Raw genomic sequence first — 18041 nt, 5'->3', positions numbered from 1 at the left:
GAACCCGCTTCGTGTTTTGTCAGATATTCAAAGCTACGCACCCTCCTAGATTATTTAGAAGGCTATTTTTTTGAGGGCCGTACTGACCGATGCCATTGTCGGAATCATCCCCCTCCCGTCCTGATTGAGAAACTTCAATGTATTTCTCACCATATCCGGCCGGATTCCTGTACAAATAGGGGAAATACCTAGAAGCTTAAGAACGCCTGTGAGCTCATAGAGTAGTTTTCCGACATGTTCATCAACATCATACAATCCGGAAACGTCGATGATCAGGTAGTTGAGGCGGTGGCGGGGGATTTCTGCGCAAAGCTGCTGCATCATATGCTCGGTCCTTGTTTGATTCATCGTGCCGATCAGGGGAAGAACAGCGATTCCTTCCTTCAGCGGGACGATAGGGGTCATGACTTTGATCAGTTCACGCTCCGCTTCTTTCTGTGTGGTCATATCACGAAGGATGGATTGAATCGCCTTGGTTTCTTCATATTGAATCGGATGACAGAAAAGCTCCACCTCCACAACCGTACCATCAGCCCGGTATACGGTTGTTTCCACCAATTCCCCGATCCTTCCCTTCTCTTCCCCTTCCTTAATCCGTTCCCGGATAAAAGACCGAAAGTCTTCTGTAAATACATCCAGGACATTTCCCCCGATAATCTGGTCTTTGGCCACTCCAAAAAACTCGGAAGCTGCTTCATTGATGTGAAGAATTTCATGACCGCAGTGGATGACCGTCGGTTCCATGGAATATTCGGTAATCTCCCTGTGCAGGGTTTCTTTTTCTTCATTAAATAAGGCGCGTCCTGTCGATTCTCTCATCCCGCTCCCTCCCCGTTGAATGGCCCTTTTCAAAGCTGCTTTTCACTATAGTAGCACACATGAACAGAGATATTTGTCACATTATGCCGAAGGGCAAAGAAATATCAATGAGAATGAAAACGCTGTACTTGAAAATGTTTTAACATATTTTTAACCACTTAAAATATACTATATTTTCTGATAGTTTGTTACAATGAAACTAACAGCTATCTAAAACCCCCATTAAACCGCAGAAATCGGCGCTTTTTTCTATCCTGGTCTCCACACATGCCAATCACACACGAACATTTGTTCATAAATATTTCAAAATATTTACGGGTTAACTCTTTCAATCTATGTTCTTTTTTATTATAATTATAATCTGAGATGGGTTATAAAATAACATAAATTCTGAAGGGAGAATTGTTATATGCATAAAGATGATCTTCACGGAAGCCAGGGCGGTCAGTGCCCGTTCACTGGTCAAACGACTGGCAGCACGGAGGAAGAAACAGCCATTACAACACAAAAAGTAGGGACGACCAATAAAGACTGGTGGCCGAATATGCTGAACTTGAGTATTCTTCACCAGCACGACAGAAAAACAACGCCGATGGGCGATGACTTTGATTACGAGGAAGAGTTCAGCAAGATTGACTATGACCAATTGAAGCAGGACCTTCATGACCTGATGACGGACAGCCAGGACTGGTGGCCGGCGGACTACGGTCATTACGGCCCCCTTTTCATCCGTATGTCCTGGCACGCAGCCGGAACATACCGGACTGGAGACGGACGCGGAGGTGGAGCCACAGGAAACCAGCGTTTCGCTCCACTGAACAGCTGGCCGGATAATGCCAACATTGATAAAGCCCGCCGCCTCCTCTGGCCGATCAAACAGAAGTACGGCAATAAACTATCCTGGGCCGACCTGCTCGTTATGACAGGTAACGTTGCTCTTGAATCCATGGGTCTGAAAACGTTCGGCTTCGGCGCCGGCCGTGAAGACATCTATCACCCGGAAGAGGATGTCTACTGGGGTACAGAAAAAGAATGGCTCGCCGACAACCGTTATTCCGGCGACCGCGACCTTGAAAATCCACTGGCTGCTGTTCAAATGGGCTTGATTTACGTCAACCCTGAAGGACCGAACGGCAACCCGGATCCACTTGGAAGTGCCCGTGATATCCGCGATACATTCGGACGTATGGGGATGAACGATGAAGAAACTGTAGCGCTGATTGCCGGTGGACACACCTTCGGTAAAGCACACGGTGCAGGAGATGCAGAGGCCCACGTCGGTCCGGATCCAGAAGCAGCACCGATGGAAAACCAAGGACTCGGCTGGCAGAGTACGCACGGCAGCGGAAAAGGCCGCGACACTATCACAAGTGGTGTGGAAGGGGCATGGACAGCGAACCCGACAACATGGGACAACGGCTTCTTCGATCTTCTATTCGGCTACGAGTGGGAACTTTCCAAGAGCCCGGCCGGTGCCAACCAATGGGCTCCTGTCAACCAGAAGGAAGAACATATGGCCCCTGATGCCGAAGATGCATCCATGAAAGTACCAACCTTCATGACGACAGCGGATATGGCCCTTCGCATGGATCCGGATTATGAGAAGATTTCCCGCCGTTATCATGAAAATCCGGACGAATTCGCAGATGCATTCGCCCGCGCATGGTTCAAGCTTCTTCACCGTGATATGGGACCAAAAGCAAGATATCTGGGACCAGAAGTTCCTGAAGAAGATTTGATCTGGCAGGATCCTGTACCAGAAGGGAACTCTGATCTATCTGATGCAGATATAGAAGACATCAAGTCCCACATTCTTGATTCAGAACTGACAATCAGTGAGCTTGTCAAAACGGCCTGGGCTTCTGCGAGTACATTCCGCGGCTCAGACAACCGAGGTGGGGCTAACGGAGCACGTATCCGTCTGGAACCACAGAAAAACTGGGAAGTCAATGAACCTCAGCAGCTGGCCAAAGCTCTTGACGTGTACGAGCGCATCCAGAATGAGCTCGATTATGAAGTCAGCCTGGCTGACTTGATCGTCCTTGGTGGATCTGCTGCTATCGAACAGGCAGCAAAGGATGCCGGTGTTCATATCACTGTACCATTCGCACCTGGACGCGGAGATGCCACAGAAGAACAAACCGACGCTGAAAGCTTTGATGTATTAGAGCCGATGGCTGACGGTTTCCGTAACTACGAGAAGAAAAAATACACACTCAGCCCAGAAGAACTGCTTGTCGACAAAGCACAGCTTCTCGGATTGACGGCTCCTGAAATGACCGTTCTTATCGGCGGTATGCGTGTTCTTGGAGCGAACTATGAGGATACGGATCTTGGTGTATTCACGAACCGTGTCGGCTCGTTGACCAACGACTTCTTCGTCAACCTGCTTGATATGGGCATCGAGTGGAAGCCGGTCGATTACAACCGCTACGAAGGCCGTGACCGCCAGAGTGGCGAGCTTGTCCGCACTGCTTCCCGCGTAGACCTTGTCTTCGGTTCAAACTCTGTGCTTCGTTCCATTGCAGAGGTGTATGCAACAGAGGACAACAAAGAGAAATTCGTGCATGATTTTGTATCCGCATGGGTGAAAATCATGAACGCCGATCGTTTTGACCTGAAAAAGAACAAAAACCTGGCTTATAACCAGGCGTAACTATTAATCATCAACGACCCCGACCCTAAAAACCCTGGAAGCGGCACTGCTGCTTCCAGGGTTTTTTATATTCATCCTAAGACAAAGATGCAGTCCGCAGTAAGATTGGTTATACTTACCAGACGGGCAGGGCAAAAACCAGACTAGTAGAATAGTCGTTCTGCCACCTATGTTAAAAGGAGAGAGATATGGATCCATTCAGAAAGAAAGTCGTAAGATACAGCATGATCGTCGGGATATGCGTGATCCTCCAAATGGTGGTCATCGGTGCGCTGCTCTATTTTTTCCTGCAGACTTCTTCAAAAGCGGAACGATATGAAAACTACATCCAGGAAACCGCTGCTGAACATTTACAACCTTTGGATACAGCTGTTTCTCACGTGGACCAGACCTTGGATGATGTGAGAGATGCCGGCACCATGACTTCTGACCAAAATAAGGAATTGATTGAACAGTTCCATCAGATTACGATGGAGGCTCAAAAGAACGAGAAAGCTTTGGAAATGATGCTTGGTGACAACGGGGATGTTCCGACCCTGGAACAGACCGCTCGTCAGGCTAAAAAATACTGCAATCACTTTAATACGCAGATGGAAAACGAAAACGGGGAAATCGATTATTCGGTAACGAAAGAGGCTGAGGATTTCGCGAATCACATCGCTGATGTTGCTGACATGGAAATGAATGAGAGAGACGCCTTCTATTTCTGGGAAGACAAAGTTCAATCCTATGAAGAAGCCACGTATGAATTTCGTGATGACTACCACTTCCTGGACGGCACTGGTTTCTTCGAGGAAAGCAATGAGGTGTGCGGAGAACAAATTTAACTCTTCATGAATAATAGAAAAAGATACAGTGAAAAATCATCGTGCCCTTCCCTGTTCCTCTACCATTAGAGTCTAGGACCAAAAGAAGCCCCGGCACATGTTGTACCGGGGCAAATCTAAACAACTTAGGTGACCCAACCATGTAAGAATCATCCTTGATTCTATACATATCGATTGATTTTTTAAGACTTTCCCGAAGGACAATTCTACCAGGCATTCGTTTCCTTATCCCTTTAAGTCCCGTTTTTATTCCAGCCCAGAAAGGAGAAAGCAGCAGCTATGGAAGCGGCCAATGTTTCCTTGTTCCGCTGGACCATCCAGCTTTGTAAAGAAACCTTCCCTGTCATCCTTCTGCGGCCGGCTGGATCACAGACCCGGTGTCCTCCCTTTTTAAACGGAAGAACATTCTCTCCATGGCTGTGATTGTCGTTCGCTCGGAAACGAACCCGCAATGGTTGAGCCACCTAAGTCGTTTATGTTTGTTACTCATCTTCTTTACACCTTTATTATAACACCCTATGTGGGTGGGAACGGTGGAAGTTGTGTCTATTTTGTAAACGTTCACAAAAGGGTTCAGACGGATTTTTGATGAATAGGTAAGGAAGAATAATCCATCTATTACTCCAAAGGAGAGGAAATCATGCTGGAATCTGTAGACTTATCCTTGAGCATAGACAAACAGCAGTACAAAAAAGAACTGAAGGAGACACAACTTCAGTTACTTCAGCTTCAGCGCCCCATCTACGATCAGCAGTTAGGGGTGATCATCGTTTTTGAAGGCTGGGACGCTTCCGGTAAAGGAGGGGTCATCAAGCGGATTACGAGTGGACTCGATCCCCGAGGCTTCGAGGTCCATGCCATCGGCGCACCTTCTACTAATGAAAAACGTCACCATTACCTTAAAAGGTTCTGGAATAAGCTCCCTCCCTATGGGAAAATAGCCATCTTTGACCGGTCGTGGTATGGACGGGTGCTTGTGGAGAGGGTCGAAAATTTCGCATCGGGACAGGAATGGAACCGGGCCTACGGTGAGATTACTCAATTTGAACAGCTTCTTTCCCAAGACCGCTATGTGTTGATTAAGATATGGATGCACATATCAAAAGAAGAACAGCTCAGACGATTTCAAGAACGACAATCCGACCCATTGAAAAAATGGAAAATCACAGACGAAGACTGGCGAAACCGGTCCAAATGGAACATGTATGAAGAAGCGGTGGAAGATATGTTCCACTATACTTCTCCTCCTGAATGTAAGTGGCACATTGTCGAAGGCGAAAATAAGCATTTTGCCCGGGTGAAGACCAATCGGATCATTATCCAGGCCATTGAGAAAAGGCTGCAGCACGTCCCTTCACACCAAATTCATAAGTGAGGCTGGTAAGAAAACAACCCCTGACACAAATGTCAGGGATTGTTTTTTGAGGTCATTCCCCTTTTTTCTTCACGATGTACATATGATAAGAGGCATGAAAGGCAGGGTACTCTGTATAATCATCACAAAGGATTTCCCAGTCGAAATCCATCTCATTCAGCACGCGCTTCAGATGACCCTCCCTCTCCTCTCCCTGAATCATGAAAGTGGCAAGGATGCCGCCGCCCCGCAGCTCGGATGCGACACGTTGAATCAGCTTTGTTTCTTTTTCCCGGTCCCTTTTATAAAAATGCAGGATGGAATCAAGCAGGACAATGTCGTGGTCCCGGGATACCGGGTACGCATACAGATTTCCTGCCACCCCTTCGACGGCCAGCTGCTCATCACGGGCGGAATGGTTCATCTGCTCAAGGCCGACCGTTGATATGTCCACCCCTGTCACTGTATAGCCTAACCTTCCTAAACAAAGGGCGTCCCTCCCCTGCCCGCATCCTAAATCCAGCACGTGTCCTTTCGGTTCATAGGACTTAAAGAACTTGATGAGTCCCGGATAAGGGTCACCGAAATATTGCGGTTCTTCATAATAATGGTCGTAGGTGGGTTTGGTCATCCTTGTCCTCCTGGTTTAGTAATGTGATTTGTGAGCTGCCAATCCTCCAAAGCCATTTCATGATTCATTACTGCTGCCAATTCATATCCTTCGCTCGCTGCTTTAAGGAGACCTGAAAAAGCATTTTTAGCATCACCGATGACATACAAGCCCTTCACAGACGTCTCCCCTCCTTCTTTTGTTTCCACCCCTCCCATCGTTGTGTATGGGATTTTGAAATCTTCCGGTAGAGGAAACGCCTGCGATTCTCCTGTATCCATAATAAACCCGCCTGAACGGTTGTAAGCGGCACCAGAATGCGTCACCACCTGTTGGAGCTGTCCTCCTTCTGAAATGAGTTCAGCAATGGGCTCTTCCACAACGGCTACCCCATGCTCTCGTAAATCCGTCCGATCAGCTGCTGGCAGATCCACGGCACCATTTGTAAAAACAATGAGATCACGGCTCCAGTTATAGATCAACTTGACGTACTGGATGAGCCAAGGTTCACTGCCGAAGATCGCCAAAGGCTCATCTCTCCACTCCCAGCCATCACAATACGGGCACGGAAAAACAGAAGAGCCATACACGTCCTGTAAGCCTTTGATCTCCGGCAGCTCCTCCTTCATACCCGCTGCCACGACCACTCTCCCACTGACGAAGGAATCTCCTGTTTCCGTCTGCACATGAAATCTACTGCCTTCCTTGTGAAGGGATGTTACTTTGGTCTCCATATAGCTGACTGTCGGGTACGCTGTAATTTCACTCAGCCCGACTGCCTTGAATTCTTCAGGCTTCACACCGTCTCGTGACAGATATCCGTGTGAGGCATGCGTCACACGGTTTCTTGCATCGTTCGCATCCAGCACGAGCACCTTCCGTTTAGACCGTCCCATTATAAGAGCCGTGCTCAATCCAGCTGGACCTCCTCCTACGATAATCACCTCAAAGTATTCGCTCATCATCTCTCCCCTTTCTTCCTATTAAACCAACTGTCCGGGCTTGATACATTCCTTGAGCCACACCAATCGGGACCTCCCGTATGTCGTCCACCTGCTCTACGATGTCCAGGGACGTGTGGACTTTCCATTCTTCTGCAATCTCATCAGAAGGAGGAAATTCCTGCAATCTCCCTCCTGGCGGCAGCTCGTCCTCTGTTTTCACCAGACCAAGGTACACCATCACACCATCCTCCGCGAGCTGCTTTTCCAAACGGGCAAACAAATTCTCCCGGTCCTTTTTGGAAAAATGCACGAAAGAAAGAAGGATTAAATCAAAAGGAGCATTGCCCGTATACGTCCGTGCATCTGCCACTTCCGACTGGATTGCATATTCTTTCGCTTTTGCATAATCGGTTATGAATTCCACGGCAGAAGGCGCTGCATCGACACTCGTCACGTCCCACCCCTGCTGAGCCAGCCAGAAGCTGTTCCCGCCTTCTCCTGCTCCAAGATCGAGGGCACGCCCCGCCGGAACAGCGGCAAGCCATTTTACAACCTGCTCGTCCGGTTCAATCCAACGAACTTTGTTGTGTTGATATTCCTGTTCAAAGCTCACGACAACACCCCTCTCTCGAATGTCTTCCACGTAAGTTCCGGAATGTCTTTCGGAGCGACAGATCCGTTATGCATCGTTTCCCAGGCCGTTAACAGCACTCCATCATACACGTGGAACACCCAGGCATTGGGAATAGAATCTTCGATGACCCCTTCCTCTCTCAACCTTTCAATCAACTGATGCAGCACCTTATTCACTTTCGAAAACTGGCACGTTTCCGGATCGTGTTCTTCATGATGACTCTGCTCGCGGAATAAGAGATGGAACCCCTGCTCTCCTGCATTGGTTTTCAGAATATATTCCATCTGTTTACGCGGATGCTCATATTTTTCCAATCCTTCTTGAAAAATGGAGAGCGTGCGCTGAATCAATACTTCATGGATGGAAGAAAATAACCGCTCCCTGCTTTTGAAATAACGGTGAATCGTCATACGGCTCACGCCGGCCTGCTCAGCTATCACCTCCATCGAGGCACCTTCATCCCTGGAAAGGACATCGATGGCTACATTTACAATAGTGGTTTGTGTTTTATTCAACTCTCTCACCTCATAACGTTACAACTATGTAACATATTGTACGCATAAGTAACGAAAAACGTCAATCATAGTCCTCCTCAGACGTCATGCTTCCACCTTTGAGACTTTCAGATCGAAAAACAACAACAAACAACACAAAAACACAAAAAAGCACAGTTTTTAACACATGATTAATATTGGATTTACAAACAAGTTTTATAGTGAAGATGCCGAAGACATAGGAGGGGTTAATCGGGAACATGACAGGGATAGGAAGATGTCGGTCAATCTCATAGATTTTGGTAACTAAAGGAGGAATTAAACAATGATGAAAAAATGGATGTTGATTTCCGCCACACTACTGTTGATTTTTGTGGCAGCCTGTTCAGATGGAAATGCCGAGCAGAAAGAAGAAATTACGGTGTATACCGCCCTTGAAGACGACATGATTGAAACATACTTAACCTCTTTCCATGATCAGTACCCGGACATTGACGTCAATATTGTACGGGACTCCACGGGTGTCATCACGTCCAAGCTTCTGGCTGAGAAAGATGCTCCCGTCGCTGATGTTGTTTGGGGAACAGCCGCTACGAGCCTTCTCGTCGCCGATCAACAAGGTATGCTGGAAGGATACGCTCCTGAAGGTATCGACCGGGTAGCCGCCCCTTACAAAGACTCCAAAGAAGAGCCGCACTGGGTCGGAATCAACGCATGGATGACTGGATTCGCTGTCAATACCGTAGAAATGGAAGACATGGGCCTGGATATTCCTCAAAGCTATGAAGACCTGCTGGACCCTCAATACAAAGACTTGATTGTAATGCCGAATCCTGCTTCTTCGGGCACAGGCTTTTTGACGGTATCCGCCTTCATGCAGCAGATGGGTGAAGAAGAAGCGTGGGATTACATGGACAAGCTTCACGAAAATATCGGCATGTACACGCACTCTGGTTCAAAACCAGCGAAACTGGCCGGTCAGGGCGAATATCCGATTGGGATTTCCTTCGGTTACCGCGGCATCACCCAGGCGGAAAAAGGAGAGCCGATCAAGACGATCTTCCCGGAAGAAGGTTCTGGTTGGGATTTAGAAGCGAACGCATTGGTGAAGAAAGAAGAAATCAAACCGGCAGCGAAGACCTTCCTCGACTGGGCGATTTCGGATGAAGCGATGAAAGAATACAGCGAGAACTTTGCGATTACGTCTGTACCGACTGACAAGCCGGTGCCGGAAGGGTTCCCGGAAAACCCTGAAGAACAGCTGATTGAGAACGACTTCAACTGGGCAGCGGAAAACCACGGCACCATCCTTGATCAATGGACAAAAAAATATGACGGAAAGAGCGCCCCTGAAGAGTAAGGTACAAGCGAGCCGGCAAACTTTTTGTACCAAAAGGGGCGGGTCTCTCCGCCTTATGTTTTTCATTACACCAAAAAGGAGCGAGTCCAATGATGAAGCATCTCGCTGTCGAACAGATCACCAAGACATTCCAAGACTTTACCGCTTTGAAAGATATATCGTTCTCGATTGAAAAAGGGGAATTCATCTGCCTGCTTGGACCGAGTGGGTGCGGCAAGACGACCCTGCTGCGGATTCTGGCCGGACTTGAAAGGCCGAACAAAGGAAGCGTCTTAATGAACGGAAGAGATATGACCCACCTCCCTCCGGCCGAGCGGAATTTCGGCATCGTTTTTCAGTCGTATGCCCTGTTCCCGAACTTAACAGCGGCACAGAACGTCGCCTATGGATTAAACCCGAAGCAGTTTTCCAAAAGGGAACGAAAAGAGAAGGCTTTGAACAACCTTACGCTCGTCAACTTGGAAAACATGGCGGACCGCTACCCGGCCCAGTTGTCAGGAGGGCAGCAGCAGCGTGTCGCCTTAGCCCGTGCACTGGCAATGAATCCCGAATTCCTCCTGCTGGATGAGCCGCTGTCTGCCCTGGATGCCCAGGTCCGGATCCAGTTAAGAAATGAAATCAAGCGCCTGCAGAAGCAAGTGGGCATCACGACCGTTATGGTCACACACGATCAGGAAGAAGCCCTGTCGATGGCCGATCGGATGATTGTCATGAACAACGCCAAAGTCGAGCAGGCCGGGACACCTCAGGACATTTATGACCGCCCGTCCTCTCCATTCGTGGCTGATTTCATCGGAACGATCAATTTCGTCGGAGATCAACTGATTCCAAACGGGGCGAAAGAAGATATCGCCGTCCGGCCGGAGCATGTGACCGTTCATCCTCTCCCTGCCGACTCGACGCTTCCGACCCGTGTGGAAAGCTTGGAGTATAGAGGCAGCTCTTACCGCGTCGTGCTGAAGCAGACGACAAGAGATCATGTCCTCTATTCGGATATCGACACGGATACATTCAAAAAACAACCAATCACTGTCGGTGAAGTCGTCTATGCCGAACTGCAGGAAGACAAGGTCATCTTTTTCCACGGTCGTCCGGAGCCGATAACAACCAAGCAGCCGGTGCTCACTTAGGAGGTTCATCATGATTTCAGCTCTACAATCGATCTTCACCCGCCAGCCCGTGGTGAGACAATCATTAAATAAAGACGCGCACATCCAGCGGATTCTCCTGCTTCTGATGCTCATTGGATTGGGAACGGCCATCATTCTCCCTGTGATCGAATTGCTGAAGCGTGCCATGCAGAACACACAGGGCGAGTATATCGGATTCGAGAATTTCATCACCTACTTCTCGTCTCCCAGCTTATTTCAATCCGCTATCCATACACTGTCTGTGGCATCGGTAACGATGATCCTCTCTGTCAGTGCCGCCTTTCTCTTCGCCTATGCGGTCGAGCGCACAGAGATGAAGGGGAAAACGTTCTTTACGTACATCGCACTGCTGCCCTTATTCGCCCCCACGATGATGTACGGAATCGCTCTCGTTTATCTCCTCGGAAACAACGGGGTGTTTACGACCGGATTTTTCGGACTGTTTGAGCAGTGGTTCGGATGGCAGGCGTCCGATTTCGATATTTATGGATTCAAAGGCATCGTGCTTTCCGAGGTGATTTTCACGTTCCCACAGGCGTTCCTGATCCTGAAGGTTTCCTTATCAACAGCCGATCAACGGTTATATGAAGCCGCCGATACGATGGGCGCGGGTACATGGAAAAAGTTGTTCACGGTCACTCTCCCAAGCATCAAATACGGCCTTGTGAGCGCCTTTTTCGTCAGCTTCACTCTCAGCTTCACGGATTTCGGGGCACCGAAAGTGATCGGTGGTCAGTACAATGTCCTCGCCACCGATGTCTACAAGCAGGTCATCGGTCAGCAGAACTTTTCGATGGGCGCAACGGTCGGCATTATCTTAACCATTCCGGCAGTCATCGCGTTTATCGTCGATCAGCGGATTCAGCGCAGGCAGTCGGGGATCAGCTCCAAAGCGACGCCTTACCAAACGCCGGTCAACGCTCTCCGGGACCGTTTGTTTACGACGTACTGCACAATCATCACAATCGGCATTCTTATTTTGTTCCTTGCGATCACAGCCGCCGCTTTTGTGAAGGTATGGCCGTATGATTTCTCGCTCACCTTCCGTCACTTCGGATTTGGATCGGTCGCGGGAGATGGCCTGCAGCCCTTTTACAACAGCTTGATCGTCTCAGCGGTGACAGCAGTCATCGGAACAGCGGTCATCTTTATCGGTGCCTACCTGATTGAAAAGTCTCGTCACTTGAATTGGGTCCGAAACGTCTCGTACTTCCTGTCGATTCTGCCGATTGCCCTGCCAGGGCTGGTCATCGGACTTGCGTTCATTTTCTTCTTTAACCAGTCCGCCATCAGCCTTCCGTTTACGTCGATGGAAGTCGCCAACCCACTGCAGTGGCTGTACGGAACGATGATCATTCTCGTGCTTGCGAACATCATCCACTTTTATTCGGTCTCATTCATTACAGCGACGACATCGCTGAAAAAACAAGATGCTGAATACGAAGCCATTTCAGAAACGATGAAGGTCCCGTTTTACAAAACATTCACCAGAGTCACCGTCCCCTTATCGTGGCCGGCCATTCTGGAAATGATGATGTACTTGTTCGTCAACTCGATGACGACGATCAGTGCGGTCGTGTTCCTTTATTCGTCCGAATGGAAGCTCGCCTCTATCGCCATCGTTAATATGAATGATGCCGGAGACATCGCACCCGCAGCAGCCATGTCGCTGTTGATCATCGTCACCAACATCCTTGTGCGTGTTATCTATGAAGCACTCGTAACATCCATTAAAAAAAGGAAAGTAGGAATCTAATATGAAAAACATTGAAGCGATCATTTTTGACTGGGCCGGAACAACGGTCGACTACGGGTGCTTTGCCCCTGTTCAGGTATTCATTGAGATTTTCCATAAGCGCGACGTCCAGATTTCGTTTGAGGAAGCACGAAAGCCGATGGGCCTGCTGAAAATCGATCACATCCGTGCCATTACCGAAATGGACCGCGTGCGCACCGCATGGCTGCATACCCATGGTAGTGAGCCGACAGAAGCGGACGTTGAAGCGATGTACAAGGACTTCGAAGACTTGTTGTTCCGCAGTCTTCACCTATTTGCCACTCCTCTTCCACATGTGACGGATGTCATGGAACAGCTGCGAGCGCGCGGCATCAAGATCGGATCCACGACTGGGTACACGGAAGAAATGATCGACATCGTCGCAGGCGAAGCGAAGAAGCAGGGATATGCTCCGGACACGATTGTCTCCTCCACCGAGGTTCCAGCCGGCCGCCCTTATCCATGGATGGTCTATGAAAATGCCAAGCAGCTGAACGTCTTCCCGACCAGCCGGATGATTAAAGTCGGGGATACCGAAACAGATATGCAGGAAGGGCAGAACGCAGGCATGTGGACGATCGGTGTCGTCAAAGGCAGCAGCACCCTCGGTCTCTCCCAACAGGAGGTCGAAGAAATGGATAGCGCACTGCTGGAGACGAAAGTCGAAGCCGCTGAAAAAACGCTGCTTGAAGCCGGCGCTGATTATGTGATGACAGACATGAGTGAGCTGCCTGCCCTGGTGGAAGCTATCGAAAAACAGATGAATGAGGATGTCGAGGCGCATGTCTAAAGTCTTCCGCGGCGAAGGGGATATCAATCAGTCCCCTCTCCGCCAAGCCTGGAACGAACAGCTATCCGACGAAACGACACAGATGTTACATGAAGACGCCTGCTTCTTTCTGCATCAATCCTTATCGACACCTTGTCTGGATATCATTGAACGAGCAGATGGGGCCGCCTTTTACAATGTAGAAGGAAAACGGTACCTGGACTTTCACGGCAATGCCGTACATCACGTCGGCTATCAGCACCCGAGAGTGATTGAAGCGATGAAACAGCAGCTCGATACCCTCAGCTTTTCACCAAGAAGATATACGAACAAGCCCGCCATCGATCTTGCCAGGCGGCTGGCTGAACTGGCACCAGATCCGCTGAACAAATCGCTGTTTGCTCCAGGAGCCACCTCCGCCATCGGAATGGCGCTGAAGCTTGCACGGATCACGACCGGGAAACATAAAACCGTTTCGATGTGGGAGTCGTTCCACGGAGCTTCGATGGATGCCTTATCTGTCGGAGGTGAAGCCCATTTCCGTCGCCAAATAGGTCCGCTCCTTCCCGGTGCGATCCACGTTCCCCCTATTCAGAACTACCGGCCGAACTGGGAGGGGGCGGGCCTTGATGATCGACAGCTCGCCTCTTACATCGAATACTTATTTGAACAGGACGCAGACATCGGCGCGTTCGTGATGGAAACCGTCCGCAATACAGACGTACAGCTCCCTTCACAAGCGTTCATGAAAAAAATCAGAACGCTGTGTACCGAATATGATGTGAAACTTATTTTTGATGAGACCACCATCGGTATGGGACGGACGGGCCGCTGGTTCGCCTTCGAACACTACGATATCGTCCCGGACATGGTCGTTCTCGGAAAAGGACTGGGCGGAGCCGTTTATCCGATGGCCGCCCTGCTCGTCGATGAATCCCTGGATGCTGCGAAAAGCACATCTCTCGGTCATTACACCCATGAAAAAAGCCCGCTCGGTGCCACCGCAGCCATGACGATGATTGATGTCATCCATGAGGAACGACTTTTGGAGCGACTGCCGGTGATGGAAACCAAAATGAAGGCCCGGCTGGAAGCTTGGAAGCAGCGTTTCTCCTTGATCGGAGATGTCCGCCACATCGGTTTCCTTTTTGCCATTGAACTCGTCACTGACCGGACGACAAAAGAAAAAGCCGCCGGCGCTGCCGAAGCCGTCCTGTACCACTGCTTAGATCACGGACTCAGCTTCAAGATTTCCAAACGGAACGTCCTGCAGCTCTGTCCGCCATTGAACATATCTGACGAAGATTTAGACGAAGCGCTGAACGTATTGGAAGCAGCGCTCGTAACCGTACAGCAACGAGAGGAGAATACCTATGCACAATCCTGATCACTATCTACTGCTCACTCCCGGTCCGTTAACCACGACCGCTTCGGTGAGAGAATCCATGCTGAAAGACTGGTGCACATGGGATGATGATTACAAGTCCCTCGTCCAGTCGATCCGCTCCGACCTTTTAACGTTTGCCGGAGTATCGGCAGAAGATTATTCGAGTGTTCTCATGCAGGGAAGCGGCACGTTCAGCGTGGAGTCTGTCATCTCCACCGCAGTCCCTGACGATGGAAAACTGCTCGTCCTCGTCAACGGTGCTTACGGAAAACGAATCGCTGAGATTGCCGAACGTCTCAAGCTGAACGTCCGCACCATCGAATATGCAGAAACCGACAAGCCTGATGTCGAAAAAGCGGATACCGTGCTGGCCGAAGATGCAGCCATCACTCATGTGGCCGTCGTCCACTGCGAAACGACGACGGGGCTGTTGAACCCGATCCACGATATCGCAGCGATTGTAAAACGCCACAATAAGACGTTCATCGTCGATGCTATGAGCAGCTTTGGCGGGATTGACATGTCCATCACGGATATGGACGCTGATTATGTCATCAGCAGTGCCAACAAATGCATCCAGGGTGTCCCCGGCTTCGGCTTTGTAATTGCCAAACTAACGACGCTTCAGTCATGCGAAGGACGTGCCCGCTCCTTGTCGCTTGATTTATACGATCAATGGAAAACGATGGAGGACCAAAATGGCAAATGGCGCTTTACATCTCCGACCCATACGGTACGCGCGTTCAAGCAGGCCTTGGAGGAATTGAAACAGGAAGGCGGCGTTCTGAAAAGGCAGGAACGTTACGTTGAAAATCAGCGCCTGTTAGTCGAAGGTATGCGCACGCTCGGCTTCTCCCCCCTTCTCCCGGATGCGTGGCAGTCGCCGATTATCACTCCGTTTTATTATCCGGAACATGACGCGTTCCAATTTGAACGTTTCTATGAGGAATTGAAGGCGCGCGGCTTTGTCATCTATCCGGGGAAAGTCACTGATTTGAAGACGTTCCGTATCGGGAATATCGGAGACATTCATCCATCAGATATTACAGCACTTCTTGAAGCCGTCAGGGAAAGTTCCTACTGGATCGAGCCTGCAGCTATCTAAGAAAGCACAGAAAGAACAGCCTTTTCATGTATAATGGAAAGCAGAAAAGGCCTTTGTTACGTTAGGAGGAACGGCATTGTCACTCGTCGCAGAAGAACGGAAACAGAAAATCCTGCACATGCTTGAAAACCAGGGCAAAGTCCGTGTCAGTGAACTTGCTGAGCAGCTGGATGTATCAACAGAGACTATCCGGCGCCACCTGGATGATTTAGAACATCAGCAGAAGCTGAAAAAAGTGTACGGCGGTGCCGTGCGGAACGAAACGCACAACGAACTGCCCCACTATGAACGGGAATCCTTGCACATCGATGAAAAGAAAAGCATTGGACAAGCAGCCGCTGACCAGGTGGATGACCACGACACCATCGTCATCGACGAAGGAAGCACCCCGCTGCAGATGATCCCTTATCTAAAAGGAAAGAAAAACTTAACAATCATGACCAGCTCCATCCCTGCCTTGAACCGGCTGATGGAATACACGAAACGCCGCGAACTCGAAGCCCGCGTCATTTTCATCGGCGGCGAAGTGAGCGTCGATCACCTGCGCACATCCGGACCGATCGCTGAGAAGATGATGGAGGATTTCTACGTCAATAAAGCGTTCATCGCTACAGACGGTGTCGACATCAATCACGGCATCACCAGCTTCGACCCGAACAAAGCGCTCTTTACGAGAAAGCTGATTGAGCAGTCCGGGAAATCCTACATTATGGCAGACTCTTCCAAGATTGGAACACGGACGTATGTGAAGATGTCTACTTTAGAGGATGTCTATGCTGTGGTGAGTGATGTGCCCGCGCCTGAGGACTGGGCTGCGAACTTACAGCGGATGGAGACGCAGTGGATCTCTTTATAGAAATGAAAAGGGTTGTTGTACTTGGGTGCCCCCTGTACACCAACCCTTTTCGTTTACCAGCTTCAAACAAGTTTATTTGAAAATAACTTCCTACACCCTTCTTTAAACTCCGGCACACCTCCATAGGAGGGGTGCCGGATAGGAACGTTTTTCATTCCATACTGATTCAGTTTTTCTTTCGCATATTTTCCAATACAAACTACCTTACTATTGGGTGGACAGTAGTCTAACAAGCATTTCAAATACTCTACGCCTGTTCGTATTTCATCCGCACTTGGAGGCCGGTTGGAAAGCAGCCCTTTTTGTTCTTGATAAGGATGGAAGGGAAAGACATTCCAAAAAATCACCTTGTAAGAATCTATGTTATTTTCAAGGAGTGTTTTCCATACAATAGAAGCTGTGGGCTCACTGAAACCTGCCTTTCTCCAAGAATTTCTGAAGCCTGGATAATCTGATTCTGGATGGCTGGTCCGCTGCCCCGCTTTTCCTCTGAAAACACCTTGATGCCCTATGTCAGGATGAGTACCAGTAATGATTCTTTCCGATGTCATTGGAATCCCTGAAAAACGTCCACCCTGATACCCTAATGCTTCTGCTACAAAGATATACTCTGCTGTTGTTTTTCTCTGTTCTAAATACCTGGTGAGATGTTCTGTTCTGATTAATGGCGCATCAGGGTCGATATCGAGGTGTTCCGAGTAATCCTTCCATGGGTTAAACACTCCAGCATCCGTACGGTGTGACTTCATCTCGTCAATGAAATTCAGCATACCCTCACCCTTCCTTCTGCTCTTATGGCCAAATACCCTGACGACCTTGTTAACGATTTCAACAAAATGGAAGGATTTCCTTTTCTTTTATTGAAAATCGAATATGTGAACATAGGCACATCACCTCTGTTCATGGTATGGTGAAGAAAATAAACGCATACAAAACACAGCCCCCTTCCCCACCCACAAAGGAGGAATGCTCCGTGGAACATAACCGCGAAGAAGAAGTGATTCGTAACTATCAAAAAGGCGAAAAAATGATGATCCTGGTTTTTGCCCAGTGGTGCATCAACCATGATCTCGATCCCATCGCCATTTATACAGAAGCCTATCCCTACCAGGAGAAGAATAAAGAGTTGATTGAAGCGTTGGATCTGACTGTTCCAAAGAAGGAATCCGATCTCATTGATTCGGAAACGATTGTGGAGGTCCTTTCCCTTTATGGAAATGACGACCTTGCTTTTGTCGTCTCTGATTACATCCATCGTAAACATCTAAAATAACATTTAAAAAAACGGTACCTTCCCC

18 protein-coding genes are annotated in these 18041 nt (G+C 49.0%); 11 read left to right on the top strand and 7 right to left on the bottom strand.

Going from position 1 to position 18041, the window contains the following annotated elements; genetic code table 11:
* Positions 1-54 precede the first annotated feature (54 nt).
* Positions 55-819, bottom strand: a complete 765-nt coding sequence (locus QMA39_RS14510) for a PAS domain S-box protein (protein ID WP_051254715.1) — start codon at positions 817-819, stop codon at positions 55-57.
* Positions 820-1228: 409 nt separating this feature from the next.
* On the opposite strand from QMA39_RS14510, the gene katG reads away from it, so the two are divergent.
* Complete coding sequence (gene katG, locus QMA39_RS14505) at positions 1229-3475, top strand: catalase/peroxidase HPI (RefSeq protein ID WP_281659163.1); 2247 nt, start codon at positions 1229-1231, stop codon at positions 3473-3475.
* A gap of 188 nt (positions 3476-3663) precedes the next feature.
* Positions 3664-4302, top strand: a complete 639-nt coding sequence (locus QMA39_RS14500) for a hypothetical protein (protein WP_281659162.1) — start codon at positions 3664-3666, stop codon at positions 4300-4302.
* 233 nt (positions 4303-4535) lie between these two features.
* Here the strand turns inward: QMA39_RS14500 and QMA39_RS14495 are convergent, their stop codons facing one another.
* Entirely contained in the window at positions 4536-4754 is a 219-nt protein-coding gene (locus QMA39_RS14495) for a hypothetical protein (RefSeq protein WP_281659161.1), read from the bottom strand.
* 188 nt (positions 4755-4942) lie between these two features.
* Here QMA39_RS14495 and QMA39_RS14490 point away from each other — a divergent pair, with 188 nt between their 5' ends.
* Positions 4943-5677: a UDP-galactose-lipid carrier transferase gene (locus tag QMA39_RS14490; RefSeq protein WP_206933951.1), complete on the top strand. Its 735-nt coding sequence runs from the start codon at positions 4943-4945 to the stop codon at positions 5675-5677.
* Positions 5678-5729: 52 nt separating this feature from the next.
* Here QMA39_RS14490 and QMA39_RS14485 read toward each other — a convergent pair whose 3' ends face one another.
* From QMA39_RS14485 to QMA39_RS14470, 4 genes are read right to left on the bottom strand one after another with little or no spacing between them, the layout of a single operon-like run.
* A complete protein-coding gene (locus QMA39_RS14485; protein WP_281659160.1) occupies positions 5730-6287 on the bottom strand; it encodes a class I SAM-dependent methyltransferase in 558 nt (185 codons plus the stop codon).
* Entirely contained in the window at positions 6284-7228 is a 945-nt protein-coding gene (locus tag QMA39_RS14480) for an NAD(P)/FAD-dependent oxidoreductase (protein WP_281659159.1), read from the bottom strand. The genes QMA39_RS14485 and QMA39_RS14480 overlap by 4 nt, the downstream gene beginning before the upstream one ends.
* Positions 7212-7823, bottom strand: a complete 612-nt coding sequence (locus tag QMA39_RS14475) for a class I SAM-dependent methyltransferase (protein ID WP_281659158.1) — start codon at positions 7821-7823, stop codon at positions 7212-7214. Before QMA39_RS14475 ends, QMA39_RS14480 begins: the two co-directional genes overlap by 17 nt.
* Complete coding sequence (locus QMA39_RS14470; RefSeq protein ID WP_281659157.1) at positions 7820-8359, bottom strand: TetR/AcrR family transcriptional regulator; 540 nt, start codon at positions 8357-8359, stop codon at positions 7820-7822. The genes QMA39_RS14475 and QMA39_RS14470 overlap by 4 nt, the downstream gene beginning before the upstream one ends.
* A 307-nt stretch (positions 8360-8666) precedes the next feature.
* On the opposite strand from QMA39_RS14470, the gene QMA39_RS14465 reads away from it, so the two are divergent.
* The 7 genes from QMA39_RS14465 (at position 8667) to QMA39_RS14435 (ending at position 16743) form a co-directional block, all read left to right on the top strand.
* Positions 8667-9698 carry a putative 2-aminoethylphosphonate ABC transporter substrate-binding protein gene (locus tag QMA39_RS14465; protein WP_281659250.1) on the top strand — a complete coding sequence of 344 codons (1032 nt, stop codon included), beginning with the start codon at positions 8667-8669 and terminating at the stop codon, positions 9696-9698.
* Positions 9699-9787: 89 nt separating this feature from the next.
* Complete coding sequence (locus QMA39_RS14460; RefSeq protein WP_348646623.1) at positions 9788-10828, top strand: ATP-binding cassette domain-containing protein; 1041 nt, start codon at positions 9788-9790, stop codon at positions 10826-10828.
* Positions 10829-10838: 10 nt separating this feature from the next.
* The gene (locus QMA39_RS14455; protein ID WP_281659156.1) at positions 10839-12605 is read left to right on the top strand and encodes a putative 2-aminoethylphosphonate ABC transporter permease subunit; all 1767 of its coding nucleotides are present in this window, start codon (positions 10839-10841) and stop codon (positions 12603-12605) included.
* Position 12606: 1 nt separating this feature from the next.
* A complete protein-coding gene (gene phnX / locus QMA39_RS14450) occupies positions 12607-13416 on the top strand; it encodes a phosphonoacetaldehyde hydrolase (protein WP_281659155.1) in 810 nt (269 codons plus the stop codon).
* Entirely contained in the window at positions 13409-14782 is a 1374-nt protein-coding gene (locus QMA39_RS14445; RefSeq protein WP_281659154.1) for an aspartate aminotransferase family protein, read from the top strand. Before phnX ends, QMA39_RS14445 begins: the two co-directional genes overlap by 8 nt.
* Positions 14769-15887 carry a 2-aminoethylphosphonate--pyruvate transaminase gene (locus QMA39_RS14440; RefSeq protein WP_281659153.1) on the top strand — a complete coding sequence of 373 codons (1119 nt, stop codon included), beginning with the start codon at positions 14769-14771 and terminating at the stop codon, positions 15885-15887. The genes QMA39_RS14445 and QMA39_RS14440 overlap by 14 nt, the downstream gene beginning before the upstream one ends.
* 76 nt (positions 15888-15963) lie before the next feature.
* Complete coding sequence (locus QMA39_RS14435) at positions 15964-16743, top strand: DeoR/GlpR family DNA-binding transcription regulator (RefSeq protein ID WP_281659152.1); 780 nt, start codon at positions 15964-15966, stop codon at positions 16741-16743.
* Between the two features lie 62 nt (positions 16744-16805).
* Here the strand turns inward: QMA39_RS14435 and QMA39_RS14430 are convergent, their stop codons facing one another.
* Positions 16806-17513: a uracil-DNA glycosylase gene (locus tag QMA39_RS14430; RefSeq protein ID WP_281659151.1), complete on the bottom strand. Its 708-nt coding sequence runs from the start codon at positions 17511-17513 to the stop codon at positions 16806-16808.
* Positions 17514-17716: 203 nt separating this feature from the next.
* Here QMA39_RS14430 and QMA39_RS14425 point away from each other — a divergent pair, with 203 nt between their 5' ends.
* Positions 17717-18016 (top strand): hypothetical protein, encoded by a 300-nt coding sequence (locus QMA39_RS14425; RefSeq protein WP_281659150.1) that lies wholly within the window; start codon positions 17717-17719, stop codon positions 18014-18016.
* Positions 18017-18041: the final 25 nt, after the last annotated feature.

The sequence above is a fragment of the Halobacillus sp. Cin3 genome (assembly GCF_947311855.1).
GTDB lineage: Bacteria > Bacillota > Bacilli > Bacillales > Halobacillaceae > Halobacillus > Halobacillus kuroshimensis.
This window is presented reverse-complemented; position numbering and strand designations above follow the sequence as displayed.